At 54.0% G+C, this 21,990-nt stretch carries 21 protein-coding genes and 1 pseudogene; 1 reads left to right on the top strand and 21 read right to left on the bottom strand.

Features of this window, described 5'->3' with window-relative positions; genetic code table 11:
• Nucleotide 1: 1 nt before the first annotated feature.
• The 21 genes and pseudogenes from M5M_RS20795 to rpmH all read right to left on the bottom strand — a co-directional run bounded on the left by M5M_RS20795 (nucleotide 2) and on the right by rpmH (nucleotide 19,708).
• Nucleotides 2-232, bottom strand: coding sequence for a S4 domain-containing protein (locus tag M5M_RS20795; protein ID WP_015047833.1), 231 nt, complete (start codon nucleotides 230-232; stop codon nucleotides 2-4).
• Nucleotides 232-2,061, bottom strand: coding sequence for a glutamine--fructose-6-phosphate transaminase (isomerizing) (glmS, locus tag M5M_RS12300; RefSeq protein WP_016389396.1), 1,830 nt, complete (start codon nucleotides 2,059-2,061; stop codon nucleotides 232-234). The genes M5M_RS20795 and glmS overlap by 1 nt, the downstream gene beginning before the upstream one ends.
• Nucleotides 2,062-2,125: 64 nt before the next feature.
• Nucleotides 2,126-3,490: a bifunctional UDP-N-acetylglucosamine diphosphorylase/glucosamine-1-phosphate N-acetyltransferase GlmU gene (glmU, locus tag M5M_RS12295; RefSeq protein WP_015047830.1), complete on the bottom strand. Its 1,365-nt coding sequence runs from the start codon at nucleotides 3,488-3,490 to the stop codon at nucleotides 2,126-2,128.
• Between the two features lie 133 nt (nucleotides 3,491-3,623).
• Nucleotides 3,624-4,049: a F0F1 ATP synthase subunit epsilon gene (locus M5M_RS12290; protein WP_015047829.1), complete on the bottom strand. Its 426-nt coding sequence runs from the start codon at nucleotides 4,047-4,049 to the stop codon at nucleotides 3,624-3,626.
• A 24-nt stretch (nucleotides 4,050-4,073) separates the two neighbouring features.
• Nucleotides 4,074-5,456, bottom strand: a complete 1,383-nt coding sequence (atpD, locus tag M5M_RS12285; protein ID WP_015047828.1) for a F0F1 ATP synthase subunit beta — start codon at nucleotides 5,454-5,456, stop codon at nucleotides 4,074-4,076.
• 46 nt (nucleotides 5,457-5,502) lie between these two features.
• The gene (gene atpG, locus M5M_RS12280) at nucleotides 5,503-6,363 is read right to left on the bottom strand and encodes a F0F1 ATP synthase subunit gamma (protein WP_015047827.1); all 861 of its coding nucleotides are present in this window, start codon (nucleotides 6,361-6,363) and stop codon (nucleotides 5,503-5,505) included.
• Between the two features lie 55 nt (nucleotides 6,364-6,418).
• Complete coding sequence (atpA, locus tag M5M_RS12275) at nucleotides 6,419-7,963, bottom strand: F0F1 ATP synthase subunit alpha (protein WP_015047826.1); 1,545 nt, start codon at nucleotides 7,961-7,963, stop codon at nucleotides 6,419-6,421.
• Nucleotides 7,964-7,986: 23 nt separating this feature from the next.
• The gene (locus M5M_RS12270; protein WP_015047825.1) at nucleotides 7,987-8,523 is read right to left on the bottom strand and encodes a F0F1 ATP synthase subunit delta; all 537 of its coding nucleotides are present in this window, start codon (nucleotides 8,521-8,523) and stop codon (nucleotides 7,987-7,989) included.
• Nucleotides 8,524-8,533: 10 nt separating this feature from the next.
• Nucleotides 8,534-9,004: a F0F1 ATP synthase subunit B gene (locus tag M5M_RS12265; protein WP_015047824.1), complete on the bottom strand. Its 471-nt coding sequence runs from the start codon at nucleotides 9,002-9,004 to the stop codon at nucleotides 8,534-8,536.
• A 53-nt stretch (nucleotides 9,005-9,057) separates the two neighbouring features.
• On the bottom strand, nucleotides 9,058-9,306 hold the full coding sequence (atpE, locus tag M5M_RS12260; protein WP_015047823.1) for a F0F1 ATP synthase subunit C: 249 nt from the start codon (nucleotides 9,304-9,306) through the stop codon (nucleotides 9,058-9,060).
• Nucleotides 9,307-9,356: 50 nt separating this feature from the next.
• The gene (gene atpB, locus M5M_RS12255; protein WP_015047822.1) at nucleotides 9,357-10,283 is read right to left on the bottom strand and encodes a F0F1 ATP synthase subunit A; all 927 of its coding nucleotides are present in this window, start codon (nucleotides 10,281-10,283) and stop codon (nucleotides 9,357-9,359) included.
• A 60-nt stretch (nucleotides 10,284-10,343) separates the two neighbouring features.
• Complete coding sequence (locus M5M_RS19925; RefSeq protein WP_015047821.1) at nucleotides 10,344-10,679, bottom strand: ATP synthase subunit I; 336 nt, start codon at nucleotides 10,677-10,679, stop codon at nucleotides 10,344-10,346.
• Between the two features lie 261 nt (nucleotides 10,680-10,940).
• On the bottom strand, nucleotides 10,941-11,840 hold the full coding sequence (locus M5M_RS12245; protein WP_015047820.1) for a ParB/RepB/Spo0J family partition protein: 900 nt from the start codon (nucleotides 11,838-11,840) through the stop codon (nucleotides 10,941-10,943).
• Between the two features lie 30 nt (nucleotides 11,841-11,870).
• A complete protein-coding gene (locus M5M_RS12240) occupies nucleotides 11,871-12,668 on the bottom strand; it encodes a ParA family protein (RefSeq protein ID WP_015047819.1) in 798 nt (265 codons plus the stop codon).
• A gap of 51 nt (nucleotides 12,669-12,719) precedes the next feature.
• A pseudogene (gene rsmG, locus M5M_RS12235) lies at nucleotides 12,720-13,359 on the bottom strand (16S rRNA (guanine(527)-N(7))-methyltransferase RsmG).
• Nucleotides 13,360-13,365: 6 nt separating this feature from the next.
• The gene (gene mnmG / locus M5M_RS12230; protein ID WP_015047816.1) at nucleotides 13,366-15,267 is read right to left on the bottom strand and encodes a tRNA uridine-5-carboxymethylaminomethyl(34) synthesis enzyme MnmG; all 1,902 of its coding nucleotides are present in this window, start codon (nucleotides 15,265-15,267) and stop codon (nucleotides 13,366-13,368) included.
• Between the two features lie 595 nt (nucleotides 15,268-15,862).
• Nucleotides 15,863-17,221, bottom strand: a complete 1,359-nt coding sequence (gene mnmE / locus M5M_RS12225) for a tRNA uridine-5-carboxymethylaminomethyl(34) synthesis GTPase MnmE (RefSeq protein ID WP_015047815.1) — start codon at nucleotides 17,219-17,221, stop codon at nucleotides 15,863-15,865.
• A gap of 42 nt (nucleotides 17,222-17,263) precedes the next feature.
• Nucleotides 17,264-18,937, bottom strand: a complete 1,674-nt coding sequence (gene yidC / locus M5M_RS12220) for a membrane protein insertase YidC (protein ID WP_015047814.1) — start codon at nucleotides 18,935-18,937, stop codon at nucleotides 17,264-17,266.
• A 2-nt stretch (nucleotides 18,938-18,939) separates the two neighbouring features.
• The gene (yidD, locus tag M5M_RS19920; protein WP_476749547.1) at nucleotides 18,940-19,164 is read right to left on the bottom strand and encodes a membrane protein insertion efficiency factor YidD; all 225 of its coding nucleotides are present in this window, start codon (nucleotides 19,162-19,164) and stop codon (nucleotides 18,940-18,942) included.
• An 18-nt stretch (nucleotides 19,165-19,182) separates the two neighbouring features.
• The gene (gene rnpA, locus M5M_RS12215; RefSeq protein WP_015047812.1) at nucleotides 19,183-19,551 is read right to left on the bottom strand and encodes a ribonuclease P protein component; all 369 of its coding nucleotides are present in this window, start codon (nucleotides 19,549-19,551) and stop codon (nucleotides 19,183-19,185) included.
• A 19-nt stretch (nucleotides 19,552-19,570) separates the two neighbouring features.
• On the bottom strand, nucleotides 19,571-19,708 hold the full coding sequence (rpmH, locus tag M5M_RS19915; RefSeq protein ID WP_015047811.1) for a 50S ribosomal protein L34: 138 nt from the start codon (nucleotides 19,706-19,708) through the stop codon (nucleotides 19,571-19,573).
• Nucleotides 19,709-20,501: 793 nt separating this feature from the next.
• Between rpmH and dnaA the strand changes: the two genes are divergently transcribed.
• Nucleotides 20,502-21,926 (top strand): chromosomal replication initiator protein DnaA, encoded by a 1,425-nt coding sequence (dnaA, locus tag M5M_RS12210; protein WP_029880000.1) that lies wholly within the window; start codon nucleotides 20,502-20,504, stop codon nucleotides 21,924-21,926.
• Nucleotides 21,927-21,990: the final 64 nt, after the last annotated feature.

The following is a 21,990-nucleotide window of genomic DNA, read 5'->3' as shown; positions in this document are numbered from 1 at the left end:
ATCAATGCCTGCTTTTTTGATAGCGCCCTCCAGCTTTACCCCCGCGTGACACATAGCGGGTGAGCTCGCTGTCTTCAATGATCGGAAGCGCGTCGGAGGGGCAGGGGTGTGACGGTTTGGTGATTGCGTTGCCGCCCAATGTGACTTTACCGGCTTTGATCAGCGCTTGAGCCTGGGCACGGGAGCGCGCCAGGCCCAGTTGAACCAGCCGTTGGTCAAGCCGTTCTGTCATTACTCAACAGTGACCGATTTCGCCAGGTTGCGTGGCTGGTCAACATCGGTCCCTTTTACGATGGCGACGTGGTAGCTGAGTAATTGTAAAGGGATGGTGTACACCATAGGGGCGATAGTATCGGGTACCGACTGAACATCTATAACAGTAACTTCCTCCGACGAGGGGAAGGCATCGGCCTGATCGGAAAAAACAAACAGTTTACCGCCCCGAGCCTGTACCTCTTCCAGATTGGATTTAAGTTTTTCCATCAGGTCGTTATTGGGTGCAACGGCCACAATGGGCATATTTGCATCTACCAAGGCCAAAGGACCATGCTTAAGCTCACCTGCCGGGTAACTTTCTGCATGAATGTATGAAATCTCTTTTAGCTTGAGCGCGCCTTCCATCGCCACCGGGTATTCAACCCCGCGGCCAAGGAACAATGCATGGTGTTTGTCGGCGAACTTTTCACTCACATGCTTGATGGTATCATCCAATCCCAAAGCAGTTTCGATCTGATCTGGCAGGCTTGCCAGCGAACCGACCATGTCAGCTTCTGTTTGTTCCGCTAATCCGTGTCGCCGACCCAATGCAATAGTGAGTAGCTGCAGTGCAACCAATTGGGTGGTGAACGCTTTGGTGGATGCGACCCCTATCTCGGGACCCGCTTGGGTCATAAATACCAGGTCCGATTCTCGTACCAACGACGAATTGGGTGCGTTACAGATAACCAAGCTGGCTAAGTAGTGAGATTTTTTGGCTTCTCGTAAAGCGGCAAGCGTATCCGCGGTTTCACCCGACTGGGAAATGGTTATAAACAAGGTGTCTTTTGATACAAAAACCCTGCGATAACGGTATTCACTCGCTACTTCTACATTACAGGGCAATCCAGCAATGGATTCCAGCCAGTACTTGGCAACCAAACCGGCATGATAACTGGTACCACAGGCAACGATTTGTACGCCTTTAACCTGATCGAATATTTTTTCTGCATCGGCGCCAAAAGCCTGCTCCATCACCCGTGTTTTGCTGATACGCCCCTGCAGGGTACGACTCAATACGGCGGGCTGCTCAAAAATTTCCTTCAGCATGAAATGGCGATACCCGCCTTTGTCGGCCACCACATGTTCATCGGTGAGTTGTTTAACCGGGCGCTCTACCGGTTCTCCTTGCTCGTTGAACAGGCTGTATCCTTCAAGCGTGAGGTAAACAAAATCGCCTTCCTCCAGAAATACAAAGCGGTCCGTAACCTGGCGCAACGCCATTTGGTCAGATGCCACAAAGTTTTCTTCAATACCCAAGCCAAGAACCAACGGGCTACCAGAGCGGCAGGCGGCCAATTCATTGGGGCGGCGGGTGTCTATGACTGCAATCGCGTATGCTCCTTCGAACATTGCCACAGCCTTCTGGGTCGCAACCTTCAGATTGTTCCCTTGCTTAATCAGGTCCTCAATTTGGTGAGCAATGACTTCGGTGTCGGTTTCTGAAACAAATGCATAACCTTTAGATTTCAGAGCTTCACGCAAAGCTCCATGATTTTCGATAATGCCATTGTGAACCACAGCGATGTGTGTGGAGGTGTGTGGGTGCGCATTGAGTTCGGAAGGCTTGCCATGGGTTGCCCAGCGGGTATGGGCAATACCGGTGGTACCTGACACCGGGGCTGCATCAACCTTATCGGTCATGGCTTTCACTTTACCCACAGCTTTTCGTACGGCCAAGTCGCCATTTTGTTCAATCAATGCAACACCGGCAGAGTCATAACCGCGGTATTCCAGTCGCTTCAATCCTTCGATTAAAATGCCAGTCACATTGCGTTGAGCGACGGCACCTACAATTCCACACATAGTTTTTTCCTGTCTTTTAAAGTCACCAGTCCCTAATACTCTGGAACTGGGAATTAGAAACTCGCTATTTTTTAGTTGGCTTTTGCCAGCCTTTGATATTTCGCTGCTTACCACGGGCAATGGCCAGTTCATCTGGCTCTACATTTTTAGTGACAGTCGATCCTGCTCCGACGGTAGCGCCGGCACCGACGGACACCGGTGCAACCAGAGATGAATTGGAGCCGATGAAAGCGCCGTCACCTATTTCTGTTTTGAATTTGTTCACGCCATCGTAATTGCAGGTAATGGTGCCTGCACCGACGTTGACCTTTTCACCCAGAGTCGAATCCCCCACATAACTCAGGTGATTGATTTTACTGCCGCGACCCACATAGGTTTTTTTTGTTTCAACAAAGTTGCCAATTTTAGCGCCCTCGGCCAATTCAGTGCCGGGTCTTAATCGGGCATAAGGCCCTATGTCGCAATTGTCTGCAACGATCGCGTCTTCAAGGTGACTATTGGCTTTAATAACCGTGTTATTGCCCACGACGACATTTTTCAGTACGCAATTAGGTTCGATGATGACACCATTGCCCAGCTGAACCCTGCCTTCGAATACACAGTTGACATCAACAACCACGTCAGTGCCGCAATGCAATTCACCGCGCACATCAAAGCGATAGGGGTCGAGAAGGGTAACACCCGCATCCATCAGCTTGTCGGCGTTGGTTTTCTGGTAGAAGCGTTCAAGCTCAGCCTGCTGACGTCGGTTGTTTACACCCAAGACTTCCAGTTCAGACAGGGGATGTACACCGGTGACATTGATGCCGTCCCGGTTGGCCAGCGCAATCACATCGGTCAGGTAATATTCGCCCTGCGCGTTGTCGTTGGTGAGCTCCGGTAACCAACGCTTCAGGTGTGAGCCTTGTACAGCCATCACGCCGGTGTTCACTTCCTGAATTTTAAGTTGTTCCGGCACGCAGTCTTTTTGTTCAACAATCGCAACAATGTTGCCCTGGTGATCGCGCAATATGCGGCCATACCCCATCGGATCGGACAATTTCACGGTCAGCAGGGCCATATCAAAATGGTTCACCTTGGTGAGCATATTAGCCAGGGTTTCCCGTGCGATCAGTGGAACATCCCCGTAGAGAATGAGCACAATGGCATCATCGCGAAGCTGATCCAAGGTTTGCTGAACTGCATGGCCAGTTCCCAACTGCTGCAGTTGTTCGACAAAATGCAGATGAGGGGCGGCGACGCGCTGTTTGACTTTTTCAGCGCCATGGCCCACCACCACGATGTTCTGGGTGTCTTCATCACCCAGGGTCTGGGCGGTATCCAGTACATGCTGAAGCAGGGGTTTGCCCGCCACCGGGTGCAGTACCTTGGGCAGGTCGGATTTCATGCGCGTGCCTTTTCCGGCCGCGAGGACAACGATGTCTAACATAAGCTCTCTTGTGTCGGTTCCCGGCCGTCCCTGGACGCCCCGACGGAACATCGTAATTTTTGCGTTACAAATAAAAAAGGGCAGCTAATGCTACCCTTTTTCTACGGCAATTTCGCCTGAACCTTTGAACGGTTTACTTGTTCAGGTTCTTGCGGATTTGCTGCAATGTACGAAGCTTGGCGGAAGCCTCAGCCAACTCCACCGCCGCGCGGGAGAAGTCGATCTCGCCGCTTTGGTTGTGCAATTGCTGTTCGGCAGCCTTTTGCGCTTCCAGCGCAGCGGCTTCGTCCAGGTCGTCAGCGCGCAGAGCCGCATCGGCCAGAATCGTCACATGGTGGGGCTGAACCTCTAGGTAACCGCCCGACACATAGTAGATTTCTTCTTCGCCGTCTTGCTTTTTGATCCGCACCGGACCGGGTTTAAGACCGGACAGCAGGGGCGCGTGACCGTAAGTGATACCCAGATCACCTTCGGTACCCGCCGCTACCACCAGCTCAACCAGGCCGGAGTAGATGGCTTCTTCTGCACTGACAATATCGCAATGGACTGTCATAGCCATACTTTTCGCCTCGTTTAAGGGCTGTTACTTCTTCATTTTGCCGGCTTTTTCGACGGCTTCGTCGATTGAGCCAACCATGTAGAACGCCTGCTCTGGCAGGTGATCGAACTCACCGGACAGAAGGCCCTTAAAGCCAGCGATAGTGTCCTTCAGTGGCACGTACTTGCCGGGAGCACCGGTAAATACTTCGGCAACGTGGAATGGCTGCGACAGGAAACGCTCGATTTTACGCGCGCGGTATACGGTCTGTTTGTCTTCTTCAGACAGTTCGTCCATACCCAGAATCGCGATGATGTCTTTCAATTCCTTGTAACGCTGCAGCACGGTCTGCACGCCACGGGCCACTTCATAGTGTTCGGTGCCGATGATCAGCGGGTCCAGCTGACGTGAACTGGAATCCAGCGGGTCGATCGCCGGGTAAATACCCTTGGCGGCGATGTCACGGCTCAGTACTACAGTGGAGTCCAAATGCGCGAAGGTGGTGGCTGGCGACGGGTCAGTCAGGTCATCCGCGGGTACGTAAACAGCCTGTACGGAGGTGATTGAGCCGGTCTTGGTGGAGGTAATACGCTCCTGCAACACGCCCATCTCTTCCGCCAGAGTCGGCTGGTAACCTACCGCCGATGGCATACGACCCAACAGTGCAGATACTTCAGTACCGGCCAGGGTGTAACGGTAAATGTTGTCTACGAACAGCAGAACGTCTTTACCTTCGTCACGGAATTTTTCCGCCATGGTCAGACCGGTCAGGGCCACGCGCAAACGGTTGCCGGGCGGCTCGTTCATCTGGCCGTACACCATCGCCACTTTGTCCAGTACGTTGGACTCTTTCATCTCGTGGTAGAAGTCGTTCCCTTCACGGGTACGCTCACCCACGCCGGCGAATACGGACAGACCCGAGTGCGCCTTGGCGATGTTGTTGATCAGTTCCATCATGTTTACGGTCTTGCCTACACCGGCACCACCGAACAGGCCAACCTTACCGCCCTTGGCGAAAGGACACACCAGGTCAATAACCTTGATGCCTGTTTCCAGCAGGTCAGCAGAGGCTGACAGCTCGTCGTAAGCCGGGGCTTTACGGTGGATAGGCATACGTGCCTTTTCACCGATCTCGCCCGCTTCATCGATGGGGTTACCCAATACGTCCATAATACGACCCAGGGTTTCTACACCCACGGGTACGGATACTGGTGCCTTGGTGTTATCAACGCTCAGTCCGCGGGACAAGCCTTCCGACGAGCCCATGGCAATTGCGCGTACTACACCGTCACCCAGCTGCTGCTGCACTTCAAGGGTCAGACCCTTGCCAGATACAACCAGTGCGTCATAAACCTGGGGTACGGAATCACGCGGAAACTCCACGTCAATAACGGCACCGATGATTTGTACAATGCGTCCGCTACTCATTTCCGGTTCCTCTTAAAACCTAAATTCAATTCTTAAAGCGCCGGCCTTAAACGGCCGCTGCACCACCCACAATCTCGGACAGTTCCTGCGTAATCGCAGCCTGACGGGCCTTGTTGTATGCCAGCTGCAGATCCTTGATGAGGTCGCCGGCGTTGTCGGTGGCGTTTTTCATCGCCAGCATACGCGCGGCCTGCTCACAGGCTCCGTTCTCAACCACGGCCTGATAGACCTGTGATTCGAGGTAGCGGGTTAACAGACCATCGAGCAGTGCCTTGGCATCCGGCTCGTACAGGTAGTCCCAGGTGTGGGTCAGCTTTTCATCCTGCTCTGCCTTCAACGGCAACAGCTGGTTCACGTAAGGTGTTTGGGTCATGGTGTTAACGAAATCGTTACCCACCAGGAACAAACGGTCGATCTTTGCATCCGCATAGGCATCGAGCATGGTTTTCACGCTGCCGATCAAGGTAGCGAGCGATGGCTCTTCACCCAGATCGCGTACGCCGGCAACCACGTTGCCGCCATAGCTCTTGAAAAACGCCTGGGCTTTGGCGCCCACGGTGCAGATGTCGATGCCAACACCCTTTGCGTTCCATTCCTTCATGGATTTGAGCGCGGCTTTGAACAGGTTAATGTTCAAACCACCACACAAACCCCGGTCGGTTGAAATCAGGATGAAGCCAACGCGCTTAACCTCACGCTCCTGCATGTACAGGTGCTGGTATTCGGGCGCAGCATTGGCAATATGACCTACCACAGCACGAATACGCTGTGCGTAGGGCTTGCCAAGTTGCATGCGATCCTGCGCTTTACGCATCTTGCTCGCCGCCACCATTTCCATGGCGGAAGTGATCTTCTGCGTATTTTTAATACTCGTTATCTGAGTACGTATCTCTTTTCCGGCTGCCATGTCGGGCCTCAAACAGATTCGTTGCTTTGATCAAAGGGGCACAGGGCCCCAATGATTACCAGGTTTGGGTTGCCTTGAATTTCTCCAGAGCGCCCTTGAACGTCGCCGCGATTTCATCGTTGTAATCGCCGGTTTCGTTAATTTTCTTCATGAGGTCAGCGTGTTCGCTGTTCATGTAAGAGAGCAGGGCGGCCTCGAAGGCACCAATCTTGGCTACTTCAACGTCTTTGAGGAAGCCTTCGTTAGCGGCGTAAACCACTACAGCCAGTTCCGCTACTTTCAGCGGCTGGTACTGCTTCTGCTTCATCAGCTCGGTTACGCGCTCACCGTGGTTCAGCTGGGCCTTGGTGGCCTCGTCCAGGTCAGATGCGAACTGGGAGAAAGCCGCCAGTTCACGGTACTGAGCCAGCGCGGTACGGATACCACCTGACAGCTTTTTAACAGCCTTAGTCTGCGCCGCACCACCTACACGCGATACGGAGATACCGGCGTTCATGGCAGGGCGGATACCGGCGTTGAACAAGCTGGTTTCCAGGAAGATCTGACCATCGGTAATAGAGATCACGTTGGTCGGTACGAATGCCGATACGTCACCCGCCTGAGTTTCAATGATCGGCAGCGCGGTCAGAGAACCGGTCTTACCTTTCACTTTGCCGTCGGTGAATTTTTCTACGTACTCAGCGTTTACACGCGCAGCGCGCTCCAGCAGACGGGAGTGCAGGTAGAAAACGTCACCGGGGTAGGCTTCACGGCCTGGTGGACGACGGAGCAACAAGGAGATCTGACGGTAGGCCCAGGCCTGCTTGGTCAGGTCATCGTAAATGATCAGTGCGTCTTCACCGCGATCGCGGAAGTATTCGCCCATGGTGCAACCGGCAAATGGCGCCAGGAACTGCATGGCGGCTGGGTCTGACGCGGTTGCAGCGATCACGATGGTGTGATCCATGGCACCGTGTTCTTCCAGCTTACGTACCACCGCGGCAACAGAAGAGGCCTTCTGGCCGATGGCCACGTACACACACTTAATACCGGTGCCTTTCTGGTTGATGATGGCATCAACGGCGATGGCGGTTTTACCGGTCTGGCGGTCACCAATGATCAGCTCGCGCTGGCCACGGCCGATGGGTACCATCGCGTCAACGGCTTTCAGACCGATCTGCACTGGCTGATCCACTGACTGACGGGCAATAACACCGGGGGCAATTTTTTCAATGGCATCGGTTTCGGTGGTGGAAAGTGCGCCTTTGCCGTCGATGGGGTTACCCAGCGCGTCAACCACGCGCCCCAGCAGGCCTTCGCCCACGGGTACTTCGAGAATGCGGCCGGTGCAACGGGCTTTCTGGCCTTCGGCCAGTCCGCTGGTGTCACCCAGAACTACCGCACCCACAGAGTCCTGCTCCAGGTTCAACGCCATGCCATAGAGGCCGCCGTCGAACTCGATCATTTCACCGTACATCACATCGGCCAGGCCGTGGATGCGGATAATGCCGTCGGAGACGGACACAATGGTGCCTTCATTTTTGGCTTCGGTCGCAACGTCCAGTTTGTCGATGCGGCCTTTGATGATTTCACTGATTTCCGAAGGATTCAGTTGCTGCATGCTAATTTCCTCAATCCTAAGAGTTAGGCGTTCATCGCTTCGGCGAGCTTGGCCAGGCGACCGCGGACAGAACCATCAATTACGGTATCGCCGGCGCGAATAATCGCACCACCGATCAGGTTCTGATCAACGCTGGCCTGTACACGCACGTCACAGCTCAGCTTCTTGCTGAGTGCGGTAGCCAATTTCTCTTGAAGGTCGGCGGAAAGGGTAAATGCGGATACCACTTCCACGTCGATGGATTTTTCCTGCTCGGCTTTAAGCTGACCGTAGATTGCTGCGATGTGCGGCAACAGGGTCAGGCGCTTATTCGCCGCCAGGTTCTTAATAAAGTTTTGGCCGGGGCCTGTCAGCTGATCGCCGCACACGTCGACAAAAATCTGCGCTTTCTGGTCTGCTGTGTAAGACGGCAGGCTGATCACCTGCTGAATCACGTCCTGCTGGGCAACGGCAGCCGCCGTAGCCAGCATGGCAGACCAACCTGCGAGGTCCTTGTTCGCCTGCGCGTACTCGAAAGCCGCTTTGGCGTAAGGTCGGGCCAGGGTGGTCAATTCAGCCATGGTTCCTCGCTTACAGCTCAGCTGCCAGTTGGTTCAGCAGATCCGCGTGCTTGGCTTCGTCAACCGATGCACCCAGTACTTTGGTGGCGCCCGCCAATGCCAGGCCAGCAACCTGCGCGCGCAGGGCTTCTTTGGCACGGTTGGCTTCCTGCTCAATTTCAGACTGGGCAGCGGCCTTCAGGCGATCGCCTTCGGCACGGGCCTGCTCTTTCGCTTCTTCTACGATCTGGCTGGCGCGCTTGTTGGCCTGCTCAATGATTGAAGCCGCTTGCGCCTTGGCTTCTTTCAGTTGATCGGTGGCTTTCTTCTGCGCCAGTTCCAGGTCTTTGTCAGCGCGTTCAGCCGCCTGCAGACCATCAGCAATTTTCTTTTCACGCTCGGCCATCACGCCAATCAGCGCGGGCCACACGTATTTCCAACAGAACCAGACGAATACCAGAAAGGTAATCGATTGGCCTATCAGGGTCAGGTTAATGTTCACACCAACACCTCTTGCTCTTTATGTGAGTGGTTAAAAGGCAAAAAAGTGGGGGATTAACCTGCCAGGCCAGGAGCCACTACGAAGATCAGGTACATGCCGATACCAACACCGATCATTGGAACGGCGTCGAGCAGACCTGCCATCAGGAACATTTTGCCCTGCAGAGCCGGCGCTTGTTCAGGCTGACGCGCAGCACCTTCCAGCAGCTTGCCACCCAGTGTACCGAAACCAATTGCAGTACCCAGAGCGCCCAGACCGATCAGCAGTGCAGATGCTACGTATACCAAACCAAGTGCTTCCATTGTTTTCTCCTAGCGTAGAGTAAAGTTAAAAGTTAAAACAAAGTTAAAAATCAGTGGTCTTCCTCTGTGTTATGGGCCATTGCCATATACACAGTGGTGAGAACCATGAATACAAACGCCTGCAGGGTAATAACCAGGATGTGGAATACCGCCCAGCCCCATTGCAGTACACCCGCACCCAAGCCCAGCAGCAAGCCGCCACCAAACATCAGGGCAATCAGGATGAAGATCATTTCACCGGCATACAGGTTGCCGAACAGTCGCAAGCCCAGGGAAATCGGCTTGGCGATCAGGGATACAGTTTCCAGGATCAGGTTGATCGGAATCAGAATGATGTCGATGTACCACTTGCCCGCGTGGAACGGGTGCAAGGTCAGCTCTTTCACAAAGCCCATGAAACCCTTCTCTTTGATGCTGAAGAAAATCATCAGCATGAACACGGCAAAGGCCATACCCAGGGTAATGTTCGGGTCGGTGGTGGGCACCACTTTGAAGAACAGGTGATCATCGCCGGCAATTTTCGCCGCCGCCATGGGCAGCCAGTCTACTGGTATCAGGTCCATCAGGTTCATCAGGAACACCCACATGAAAATTGTGAGTGCCATAGGCGCGATCATGGTGTTGCGGTGATGGAAAGTGTCCTTCACGGTGTTGTCCACGAAATCCACTACCAGCTCAACAAAGCTTTGCACGCCAGTGGGAACACCGGTGGTGGCTTTGACGGCTACGCGACGGAACAGAAACGCGAACAACAGACCCAGAGCGATAGACCAGCCCAAGGAGTCCAGATGAACAGCCCAGAAGCCCATATCGATCGCTTCTTGCGATGTGTGGGCCAGGGTCCAGGTATCCTGCTCCAGCACGGTAACTGTGCCGTCAGCGCCAACGCGCTCATAGCCAGCAGGCAATTTGCCATAGGCCATGTTCTGCAGGTGGTGTTGGATATAACCGGTTGCGGTGATTCCTTCGCTTGCCATAGTGACTCAAGCACCTCAATGATTTTAAAAAAATCGCACCAAAGCGTTTTCCCATTTGGCCTATCGGGCGAACCGTGCTGCGAGCCCTATCTGCAGGGCGAGCATCAGTCCGTAGGACACAAATAACGCTAACGGGTTAACTGGCAGCGGGGACACAAAGATCAACCCAAAGCCCACCAGTGTTAACACAAACTTGCCACTCTCACCGCGGTAGAAGCTGTTTACAACAGCACGGGCCGCGCGTGCGCCGGCGAAACGCCAGGCCAGCCCGGCAAAGTAGGTGTGGGGAATGATGGCGACCAGCCCGCCGAAAAGACAAGACATCCACAGCCTGGGCGGCTCAACGCTATCGGGTTCAATCACCCAAACGGAGCCCACAACCAGTGCTAAACACACCAGTTCTATTCCCAGCCACGTAAAAATCGGAGGCTTGCTACGGCTGGCCACGGGTACTCTCGGGTACGTCTGAGGCATTGTTTTGTGGGGCCAGCGGTTCGACCATTTTGCACCTGCTTTGCCGGTGCAAGCCTTTCGGCCTGCACTGGGGCGTCGCGCATTATAGGTTTATCGGTGTGGGCATTCAACCGCAACCAACGGTCGTTTGAGCGCAATAGTGGCTATTCAGGCCACCCATGTGAAGTAAAGATTAGGTAAGTACTAACTATCAGCCGAATAACGCAGGTGGGCGAGAATTCCATCCAGCTCATCCAAGCTGTTGTAGGACAGAATGAGCTTACCCTTGCCTTTGGCGGATTGCTGCACCTGAACCGGAACCCCCACGTGCGACGACAAACCTTCTTCCAGATGGCGTACATCCGGACTCTGGGTCTCTGCCGGTACCGCTTTGGTTTGCTCCTGCTGAAGTTTTCGCACCAACGCTTCGGTCTGGCGCACCGACAGACCTTTGGCTGCCACCTGGCGGGCTACTTCGCGCTGGTCAGCATCGTCCAAGGTGAGCAGGCAACGGGCATGGCCCATTTCCAGGTCCCCGTGCTCGAGCATTTTCTTCACTTCGGGCGTGAGGGCAATCAGTCGCAGCAGGTTGGTGACGGTGGTACGGGACTTGCCCACCGCATCGGCCACTTCCTGATGGGTCAGGTCGAATTCGTCCTGCAGGCGTTTGAGCGCCACCGCTTCTTCAACCGGGTTCAGGTCTTCGCGCTGGATATTCTCAATCAGCGCCATGGCAATGGCGGCTTCATCCGGTACATCGCGCACAACCGCGGGAATTTTCTCCAGCCCCGCCAATTGCGTGGCGCGCCAACGGCGCTCACCGGCGATGATTTCGTAGCGACCCTCGCCAATGCCGCGCACCACGATGGGCTGCATGACGCCCTGGGCCTTGATGGATGCTGCCAGTTCCTCCAGCGCTTCCGGGTGCATGTCGCGGCGGGGCTGGTATTTGCCGCGCTGAATCAGCTCCACTGGCAACTCAGCCAGTTTACCGTCTGAGGAAACCGGGTTCGCATCGGCGGGTACAGCGCCATCGGTAGCGGGCTTACTGGCGCCCAGCAGCGCGTCCAATCCACGTCCCAACCCTTTGCGTTTTGCGGCCATCTTGTGTTTCCTTGCTGTGCGCCCGGTGCTTTACACGGCGCTGTGTTCAGTGGCTTTCAGGCTGGCCTCATTGCGGCGCAGCATTTCTCCCGCCAGCGCCAGGTAGGCAATGGCACCCTTGGATTGGGCATCATAGCTCAAAGCCGGCTGACCAAACGACGGCGCTTCGGCCAGGCGCACATTGCGCGGAATGCAGGTGCGGTAGAGTTTGTCGCCGAAATACTCGGTCAACTGGGCCGACACATCCACCGTCAGGCTGTTGCGTGGGTCGTGCATGGTACGCAGAATTCCCTCGATAACAAGCCCCGGATTCAGCACCGCCGTAATCTGGTTGATGGTTTCCACCAATGCCGACAAACCTTCCAATGCATAGTATTCGCACTGCATGGGGATGATAACCCCGCGTGCGGCTGTGAGCGCGTTGACCGTCAGCATGTTGAGTGACGGTGGGCAATCGATCAGCACGTAATCCCACTTGTCTGCCACATCCTTCAGTGCCAGCTTGAGCCTTTGTTCTTTGCGGTCCATGTCGAGCAGCTGCACTTCGGCGGCAGTCAGGTCGCCATTGGCCGGCAGCACATCATAGCCACCGGATTCCGAACGCTGAATCACATCCAGCAAGGCAGCCTCACCCAGCAAGACATCGTACACGGATTCTTTCAGGCTGTTTTTGTCGATGCCGGAGCCCATAGTGGCATTGCCCTGAGGGTCCAGATCCACCAACAAGACGCGTTTTTTGGTGGCAACCAAAGATGCCGCCAGGTTAACGCAGGTGGTGGTTTTGCCCACGCCGCCTTTCTGATTGGTAATTGCGTAAATCTTGCTCACAGAGACTTCCCTCGGGATGCAGGGCTTCGGGGCCGGAAAGGCCGTCAGTAATTATTGTGGTCCGGCCGACAATTCGAGCAAGTGGCGCTCGCCGTCACAACCGGGAACGTCGAGCCGGTGACAGGCCTCGACATTATAGTGTTTTTCCAATGCACTCAACTCGTCAGTGGGGTAGACGCCTTTCAGCGCCCAGAAGCGGCCCTCGGGTAACAAAAGCTGATGACAGCCCTGCACCATATCGGAGAGGCTGGCGAAGGCGCGGGATATCACCCCGTCAAATTTTTGCACTGGCACGAACTCTTCCACACGACGATTTTCAATCGTGACATTGGTCAGTTTACTCCGTTTTTACCTGAAATAAAAAGCGGGTTTTTTTGCCGTTCGCATCGAGCAGAGTGAATTTTTTTTCGGGCCATAAAATGCTGAGCGGTATACCGGGTAAACCACCGCCGGTGCCCACATCAATAAAATTTTCACCGCGCAAATGGGGCGCGACAACCAAACTGTCTAACAAATGACGCGAGACCATATGTTCGCGTTCACGGATAGCTGAAAGGTTGTAAGCCTTGTTCCACTTCTCAAACAGGCACAAATAATTGACCAGTAGTTGTTGTTGTTCAGGTGCAACCGTCATGCCCATCAACTTCAGACCGCGCGACAGCTGATCTGAAAATAACGTGTTCGAATCCATAAACGTTTAAACGGCCCTGGTGTTTTCTGTTGCAGGTCTTTTCAAAAGCCCGCGCTTTTTCAGATAGATCATTAACAGCGACACCGCCGCCGGCGTAACGCCGGGAATGCGTGACGCTTTAGCCAGTGTTTCCGGTTTTAACTGCGACAGCTTCTGTTTGACTTCATTTGATAAGCCATCCACAGCGCTGTAGTCGAGGTCGGCAGGTAACAGCATGGCTTCATTGGCACGCAGGCGATCGATGTCTTCCTGCTGACGATCAATGTAACCAGCATATTTGATGCCGATTTCCACTTGTTCTGCTACCGCTTCGTCCACCGCCACCGGATCAAAGGCGGTGACATGCGCATACGTCAGTTCTGGACGTTTCAGCAGATCGTGCAAACTGTATTCGCGCGTCAGTTCACTGCCGGTGATGTTTGCCAATGTTTTTGCCGCATCACTTTTGGCCTGAATCCAGGTATCTTTCAATCGCTGGTTTTCTCGCGCAATTGCTTCACGTTTTTGATTGAATGCCGCCCAGCGCACATCATCCACCAGGCCCAGCTCACGGCCTTTTTCGGTCAATCGAAGATCGGCATTGTCTTCGCGCAACAGCAAGCGGTATTCCGCGCGACTGGTAAACATGCGATAGGGCTCTTGCGTGCCGAGCGTAATCAGGTCATCCACCAGCACACCGAGGTAAGCTTCGTCGCGGCCCGGACACCAGGGCGCTTTGCCCTGCACCTGCAAGGCGGCATTGGTACCGGCCAACAAACCCTGAATACCGGCCTCTTCATAGCCGGTAGTGCCGTTGATCTGACCGGCAAAAAACAAACCGCCAATGGCCTTGGTTTCCAGACTGTAACTCAACGCTTGTGGATTGAAGTAATCGTACTCAATGGCGTAGCCCGGACGCACAATGTGGGCGTTTTCAAAACCTTTGATGGAGCGCACCAGATTCAATTGCACATCAAACGGCAGGCTGGTGGAAATGCCGTTCGGATACAGTTCATGCGTGGTCAGGCCCTCGGGCTCAATGAATACCTGGTGCTTGTCCTTGTCGGCAAAGCGATGGATTTTATCTTCGATGGACGGGCAATAACGCGGTCCAACGCCCTCGATTACGCCCGAATACATGGGCGAACGATCGAGTCCGCCGCGAATGATGTCGTGGGTCTGGCTGTTGGTGTAGGTAATCCAGCAGCAGCGTTGTTCCGGATGCTGACTGCGGCTGCCCAGATACGACATCACCGGTCTGGGGTCGTCGCCCCATTGTTGTTCGAGCCCCTCAAAGTTGACCGAGCGCGCATCGATGCGCGGCGGCGTCCCGGTTTTCAGCCGGTCTACCGGCAAGTCCAGCGCGCGCAAGCGGTCTGCGAGCGCGATGCTGGGCGGATCGCCCGCGCGGCCGCCCGCGTAATTCTGTAATCCGATATGGATTTTGCCGCCCAGGAAAGTCCCGGTAGTCAACACCACCGCCGGGGCGCGGAACCGCAAGCCCATTTGGGTCAGGACGCCGGTCACGCGGTGGTTTTCCACGATCAGGTCTTCCGCCGCCTGCTGGAAAATCCATAAATTGGGTTGGTTTTCGAGTATTTCACGCACGGCCGCCTTGTAGAGCACCCGGTCCGCTTGTGCACGGGTCGCTCGCACCGCAGGGCCTTTTCGGGCATTGAGCACACGGAACTGGATGCCGCCGAGATCAGTGGCGGTGGCCATGGCCCCTCCCAGCGCGTCAATCTCCTTGACCAGATGGCTTTTGCCGATACCGCCGATAGCGGGATTACAGGACATCTGCCCGAGCGTTTCTACGTTGTGGGTCAGCAGCAGGGTTTTCATACCCATGCGGGCAGAAGCCAGGCAGGCCTCTGTGCCCGCATGGCCACCACCAATCACAATCACATCAAACTGGCTCGGGTAGTCCATGGAATCGCTTCGGTTAAGAAAAAGGGCGGCGATTATATGCCTATGTTCAGCTTTGTTCAAAAAAACATCGATTGAACAATTTGAATTAATCAGTAAACAAATAAGTTATTAAATATATGTATGTATATAAAAAGAGTTTTTTAATGATGTTGTTATATATAGGCGGGCGGATTTCTGTGGATAAGTAATTAAACGTCATATAAATCAATAGGTTGGTGAGAGGGTAAGAACGGGGAAATGCCTTGGGCAAGGCGGTTATTTGGCGGGGGCAAGCTGTCTGTAAAAGTGGCGCTTTTCCACAGAAGGGCCGACGGTCAAAAAACAGACAGTTTTTACACTAAGGGTTTTTACGGTTTGTCCAACCGGTTATCCACAGCCACAGGTGGCTTGGCGACAAATTTGTATATAAAACAGACGGTTAGTGGATAAACCTGTGAATCATTGTTAATAACTTGAGTGCAAGCGGTTGAAATTCGTGTATTTGTATCCTTTTTATACAGGTGTGAGAGCGTGCAGCGATGAGATAGAGGCTATTAAAGAAGGGCGCGGGAAGTGGGCCAGACAACCTGTCGTCTCAGATCATCTGGCAGCAGGATTATTTACCGATACAAAATGACGAGAAAATCTTACCCAGCAATTCATCCGCGCTCATACTACCGGTGATTTCGCCAAGTGCCCGCTGGGCTGCACGCAAGTCCTCCGCCAGTAGCTCGCCGGCGGCCAGGTGCTTCAGTTGAGCCTGGCCTGTGAGCAGGTGTTGTTCGCAGCGCGAGAGGGCATCCAGGTGACGACGACGTGCGGTGAAGCTGCCTTCTGTCCCCATCTGGTAACCCATTACCTGTTTGAGGTGTTGCCGCAGGCAGTCGAGGCCAGCGCCGGTTTTTGCGCTGATGGCAATGGTCGGCGGCTGTTCGTTGACCCAGCCCGGTAGGTGTTCCGTTTGGTCGCATTTGTTGGTCAGCCACGTGATCTTGTCGGGATTTACGTGGGCTGCTAAGTCGCCCATGAGTGCGTCCAGCGTCTGGGCGTCTTTTCGCAATGGGTCCTGCACCAACAGGATGCGGTCCGCGGTGCGGATAGCCGCCAGTGCCCGCTCGATACCGATGGCCTCGACCTGGTCTGGATTGTCCCTGAGGCCTGCGGTATCAATGATGTGCAGTGGCAGGCCGTCTATTTGTATGTGTTCGCGCAATATATCGCGAGTGGTGCCTTCTATATCGGTCACAATGGCCGTGTCCCTGCCCGCGAGGGCATTCAGTAGGCTGGATTTGCCGGCGTTGGGTCGCCCGGCAATCACAACGGTCATGCCTTCGCGGGTCAGCACGCCCTGCCTGGCTTCAGCGTAAACCTGTGACAGGTGACTGAGTATGGCTTGCAGGTCCGTCTCAACCCGGCCGTCACTCAGAAAATCGATTTCTTCTTCCGGGAAATCGATGGCCGCTTCCACGTAAATGCGCAGTTGTGTCAGGGCGTGTTGAAGCGCTTCAACGCGTTGGGAAAAAGCGCCCTGCAGGCTATTCAGGGCATTGCGCGCGGCCTGATCGGTATCGGCATCAATCAGGTCCGCAATGGCTTCCGCTTGGGTCAGGTCCAGTTTGTCATTCAGGAACGCACGTTCGGAAAATTCTCCGGGCCGTGCCAGGCGTGCGCCCAGATTGAGGCAGCGGCGCAATAGCCAATCCATCACGATCGGCCCACCGTGGCCTTGCAGTTCCAGTATGTCTTCGCCAGTAAAGGAGTTAGGCGATTTGAAAAAGAGAGCAATCCCCTGGTCCAGCGTCCGCCCCTCGTCATCGATAAACGGAAGGTAGTGTGCCTGGCGGGGTGTGGGCGTGCGCCCGGTGATGGCCTCGGCAATGGCTAGGCTCGCGGGACCAGAGACACGGATGATGCCGACGCCACCGCGTCCGGTTGGTGTGGCAATGGCGGCGATGGTGTCTTTGCTGTAGCTCATAAAAAAGGCCCTCAATGGAGGGCCTCATTATACGGGGTGCGGTTATTTGGCGGTGTCCGCGTTTTCGATTTGTTTGGTGATCACATATTGTTGAACGATCGAAATGGCGTTGTTGGCCACCCAATAAAGCACCAGACCGGCCGGGAACCACATGAACATAAAAGTCATGACAATGGGCATCATCTGCATCACCTTGGCCTGGGTAGGGTCCGGCGGTGTCGGGTTCAGTCTGAACTGAACAAACATGGTGGCACCCATAAGGATGGGCAGAATGAAATAGGGATCTTTGACCGACAGGTCGTCAATCCATCCGAGGAACGGCGTGTGGCGCAATTCCACCGATTCCATCAATACCCAGTACAGTGCAATGAACACCGGCATCTGGATCAGGATAGGTAAACAGCCACCCATTGGGTTTACCTTTTCCTTTTTATACATTTTCATCAGCTCGGCCGACATTTTCTGACGGTCGTCGCCATAGCGCTCTTTCAGGTCCTGCATCAGGGGGCCGAGCTTGCGCATTTTTGCCATGGACTTGTAGCTGGCGGCCGATAGCGGGAAGAATATTGCTTTAATAATTATTGTTAAAACAATAATTGACCATCCCCAATTACCGATAAATCCGTAAATCCACTGCAAGAAGGCGAACAGCGGCTTGGCGATCCACCAAAGCCAGCCGTAGTCGACGGTCAGGTCCAGATAGGGTGCCAAGCCTTCCAGCGTATCCACGTCTTTAGGGCCGGCATAGAACTGTGCAGCAATCTCACCCTGGCTTCCGGGCGCAACCGTCAGTGCCGGTGTGGTAAATCCGGCAAAGTACATATCGTTGGTATTGGCTTTACGCAGATTGAAACTGTTGCGGGTGTCCGAGGCGGGAATCCAGGCACTGATAAAATAGTGCTGCACTAATGCAACCCAGCCGCCGTCCACATCGACTTTTACGCCACCGCGGGTTTCGGCCATTTCTTCGAAATCGACTTTACGGTATTTCTCGTCGGCAGTGGTCAGCGCCGCGCCCAGGTAGGGGTTCAGACCGATACCCACATCGGTGATCACTGGCTGGCTATCGCGCTTGAGTTGGGCATACAGGTTTGCATGCCAGTTGGCGTCGCTCCGGTTGTCGATGAGATAGCGGAGGTCAACCACGTAAGAACCGCGGGTAAAGGTAAAGCGTTTGGTGATGCCCACCGATCCCTGTTGGTAGACCAGGTCCACAATCAGTGTGTCGTCACCTTGGGATAACGCATAGTGCGTCGCTGCGGTGGCGAAAATGGGACGTTGCCCGGATTTGTCTGTGCCATGGGTACCCACAAGACCACTTTGGGCCACGTAGGTATGATTGGCGGTCTGGTTCAGCAGAACGAAAGGATTATCCGGTTCGTTCAGCACCGCATAGTGTAGCGGCAGCGCTGCGTAAACGATGTCTCCACCCTGGGTATCGATCTTCAATGACAGGGTGTCTGTTTCCACGCTGATCAATTGCTGGGTCTGCGATTGCACCGTTGGGGCAGCGGCTTCCACGGTGGGGATGTCATCGTCAGAGGGTGCGACCTCTGTCGTCGCGACCAACTCCTGCATGGGGGCTGAAAGTGTGGTCTCTTCTTTTATTACAGGGGCTTTTCTCCGATCCTGAAAGTCGGACCATTGGCCCACCAACAGGGCGGCCGTTACTACCATGCCAATGATCAGCAGGTACTTAATCGGATCTTTTTTCATTGTCAGCCGTTTTGGATGTCTTGTGGGGTACCGGGCACGGGATCAAAACCGCCCGGATGCCAGGGGTGGCATTTTATAAGGCGCGCGCACATTAAATAACCCCCTTTTATGGCCCCGTACTTTTTTATTGCTTCTTCAGCATACACGGAGCAGGTGGGGTGAAAGCGGCATTGGTTGCCAATCCAGGGACTCAATAGCCATCGGTAGACTTTGATAAACCCGAGCATCAACCATTTCATGGTTGGTTACGGGTTGTCTCGCAGTGCTTTTTTACTCAGACGTTTGAACTGGGCCTGTAACTGTTTGACCAGTGTGGGGGAATCCACCTGATCCAAACCGCGGCGCGCCAGAAAAATACAATCTATGGCGGGCAGTTCTTGTTGATGCAGCCGAAAGTATTCGCGCACCTGGCGTTTTATGCGATTACGGTTGACCGCGTGACGGACATTTTTTTTAGAAATGACTAAGCCGAGCCTTGGGTGTTCTAACCCATTGCTGCATGCGAGAAGCATAAAATGCTGGTGTGGTGCGCGGAATGTGGCCTTGTCAAAGACCTGCTTGAAGTCTCCGGGGCTCAGCAAACGCAGCGTTTTGCCGTACGTTTGGGCTGACACCCCAGAACCTCAGGAGGGATTAAGCAACGGAAAGCTGCTTACGACCCTTGGCGCGACGAGCGGCCAGAACTTTGCGACCATTCTTGGTAGCCATGCGAGCACGGAAACCATGTACGCGGGCGCGCTTCAGATTGCTGGGCTGAAATGTTCTTTTCATGGAACTAAAACCTGCCAAATAAATATGGGGTGGATCAATCGCGCAACCAGTACGCGAAAAGAGGGCGGATTCTAATGAATCGGGAGGGGTAAATCAACGTAAAAGTTGCATAATTTTTGGGCGCTGACGGCATGCTACCAGATGTTGTGGTTGTTTGTTTTTACGACAACTAATGCGCCGGTTTTACCCCACTTATCACCTACTTATTCAGATATTTATCCACAGTTTATAAACCATGATTGAGTATGCGCTAAGGTTACGGATCCAGCGATTCACTCAGAAATTGATAGTTAACTTATTGAAAAATAAACAAATTAAAATAATATGCGAACAAACCTGAGATTGTCTGTGGATAACTCAAACCGACACAGGTAGAATAATCCACCTTCGCTAAGGACTCGTTTTCCGGTGTTCAGTTTGGGGGCGGAGCTGGTGAGAAATGACGCCGTTTGAGTGTTTTTTTCGCAGCGTTCCAGAATGACCGGAGCAGGTTGCACTACCTGATGTTCGGGTGCCTATTAACCGTAATCGACTATTTCAGTTAATAGGAGCTTGTAAGGGGAGCTTGTAATCGGTGCTTGTATCCGAGAGCCGGGGAAGTGGAAAGGGAATAAGCAAACGCTGAAACGATTCGCTTCCCCAATCTTGCCGGTGTTGCGCGCGAGATAGTGATCAAAAGATACGGTGTGACCTGATAATAAAGAACCCCTGACCGGTTATTCGGTGGGGCTTACAGGCTGCCACCCAGAGTCTTTGTCAGCGATTTTTTCTGAATTATTTTGAAAGCCAATTGATGTTGGGGGATATCCCTTTGCCAGAAACAATCTGGAACCAGTGCGTGACCAGCCTGCAAAATGAACTCTCGCCCGAGCAGTTCAACACCTGGATTCGCCCGCTTCAACTGGATGTGAGCGCTGGGCATGCCCAACTCACGCTGCTGGCGCCCAACCAGTTTATTAAGTCCTGGGTGTCCGATAAGTTTCTGCCGCGCATTGCCGAGCTGGTGAGCTCCCAGGCCGGTGACAGTATAGAAGTGGTGTTGGGCGTGGCTAACCGCCAACAGCCAGCTGTGCGATCACGGGCCACGTCGCCCGTGAGCCAGGATGCCGTGCAGGTGAGGGAGGTTGTTGCTCCTGAGCCAGCGCGGGCCACTGCGCCACAAGAACGCGCTGCCAATGTGGATGGTGGTCTGAAGCACCAACATCGCCTGAATACCCAGTTTACCTTTCCGCGCTTTGTTGAGGGTAAGTCCAACCAGTTGGGCCTGGCAGCAGCACGGCAGGTGGCCGAAAATCCCGGCGGGGCCTATAACCCCCTGTTTATTTATGGTGGCGTTGGATTGGGTAAGACCCACTTGATGCACGCCGTGGGTAACGCCATGTTAGAGCGAAACCCGAACGCAAAAATTCTTTACCTGCATTCCGAACGTTTTGTTGCGGATATGGTGAAGGCATTGCAGCTCAATGCCATCAACGATTTTAAGCGTTACTACCGGTCGCTCGACGCACTGCTCATTGACGATATTCAATTTTTTGCCGGCAAGGAGCGTTCGCAGGAAGAGTTTTTCCACACCTTTAATGCGTTATTAGAGGGTGGGCAGCAAATCATTCTGACCTGTGACCGTTATCCCAGGGAGATTGAAGGGCTAGAAGAGCGATTAAAATCGCGCTTCGGTTGGGGATTAACGGTGGCTGTAGAGCCGCCGGAGCTCGAAACCCGGGTGGCCATCCTGATGAAAAAGGCGACTCAGCAAAATCTGACATTACCTCATGATGCCGCGTTTTTTATTGCCCAACGGATACGTTCCAATGTGCGAGAGCTCGAAGGCGCGTTAAAACGGGTTGTCGCCAATGCCAGTTTTACCGGCAGACCGATAGACGTGGAGTTGGTGAGGGAGTCACTCAAAGATCTGTTGGCGCTGCAGGATAAACAGGTATCGATCGATAATATCCAGCGGGTAGTGGCGGAATATTACAAAATAAAAGTCAGCGATTTGCATTCCAAGCGGCGCAGTCGGTCTGTTGCACGTCCTCGCCAGGTAGCGATGAGCCTGGCCAAAGAGCTGACCAACCACAGTCTGCCGGAAATCGGTGAAGCCTTTGGCGGTCGCGACCATACCACGGTGTTGCACGCGTGCCGTAAGATCAAAGAGCTGCAAGAGGAAAGCGCTGATATCCGCGAGGATACAAAAAATTTGCAACGGCTGCTCACCAGCTAAAAAGCCCGGAACGCCTGCAACAACCGCAGAGTAATCTGGATATAATAAGCCCAAACTGACCTAT

This window comes from Simiduia agarivorans SA1 = DSM 21679 (assembly GCF_000305785.2).
Taxonomy (GTDB): domain Bacteria; phylum Pseudomonadota; class Gammaproteobacteria; order Pseudomonadales; family Cellvibrionaceae; genus Simiduia; species Simiduia agarivorans.
The sequence above is the reverse complement of the archived record's forward strand: the minus strand, read 5'-3'. Positions and strand labels throughout refer to the sequence as shown.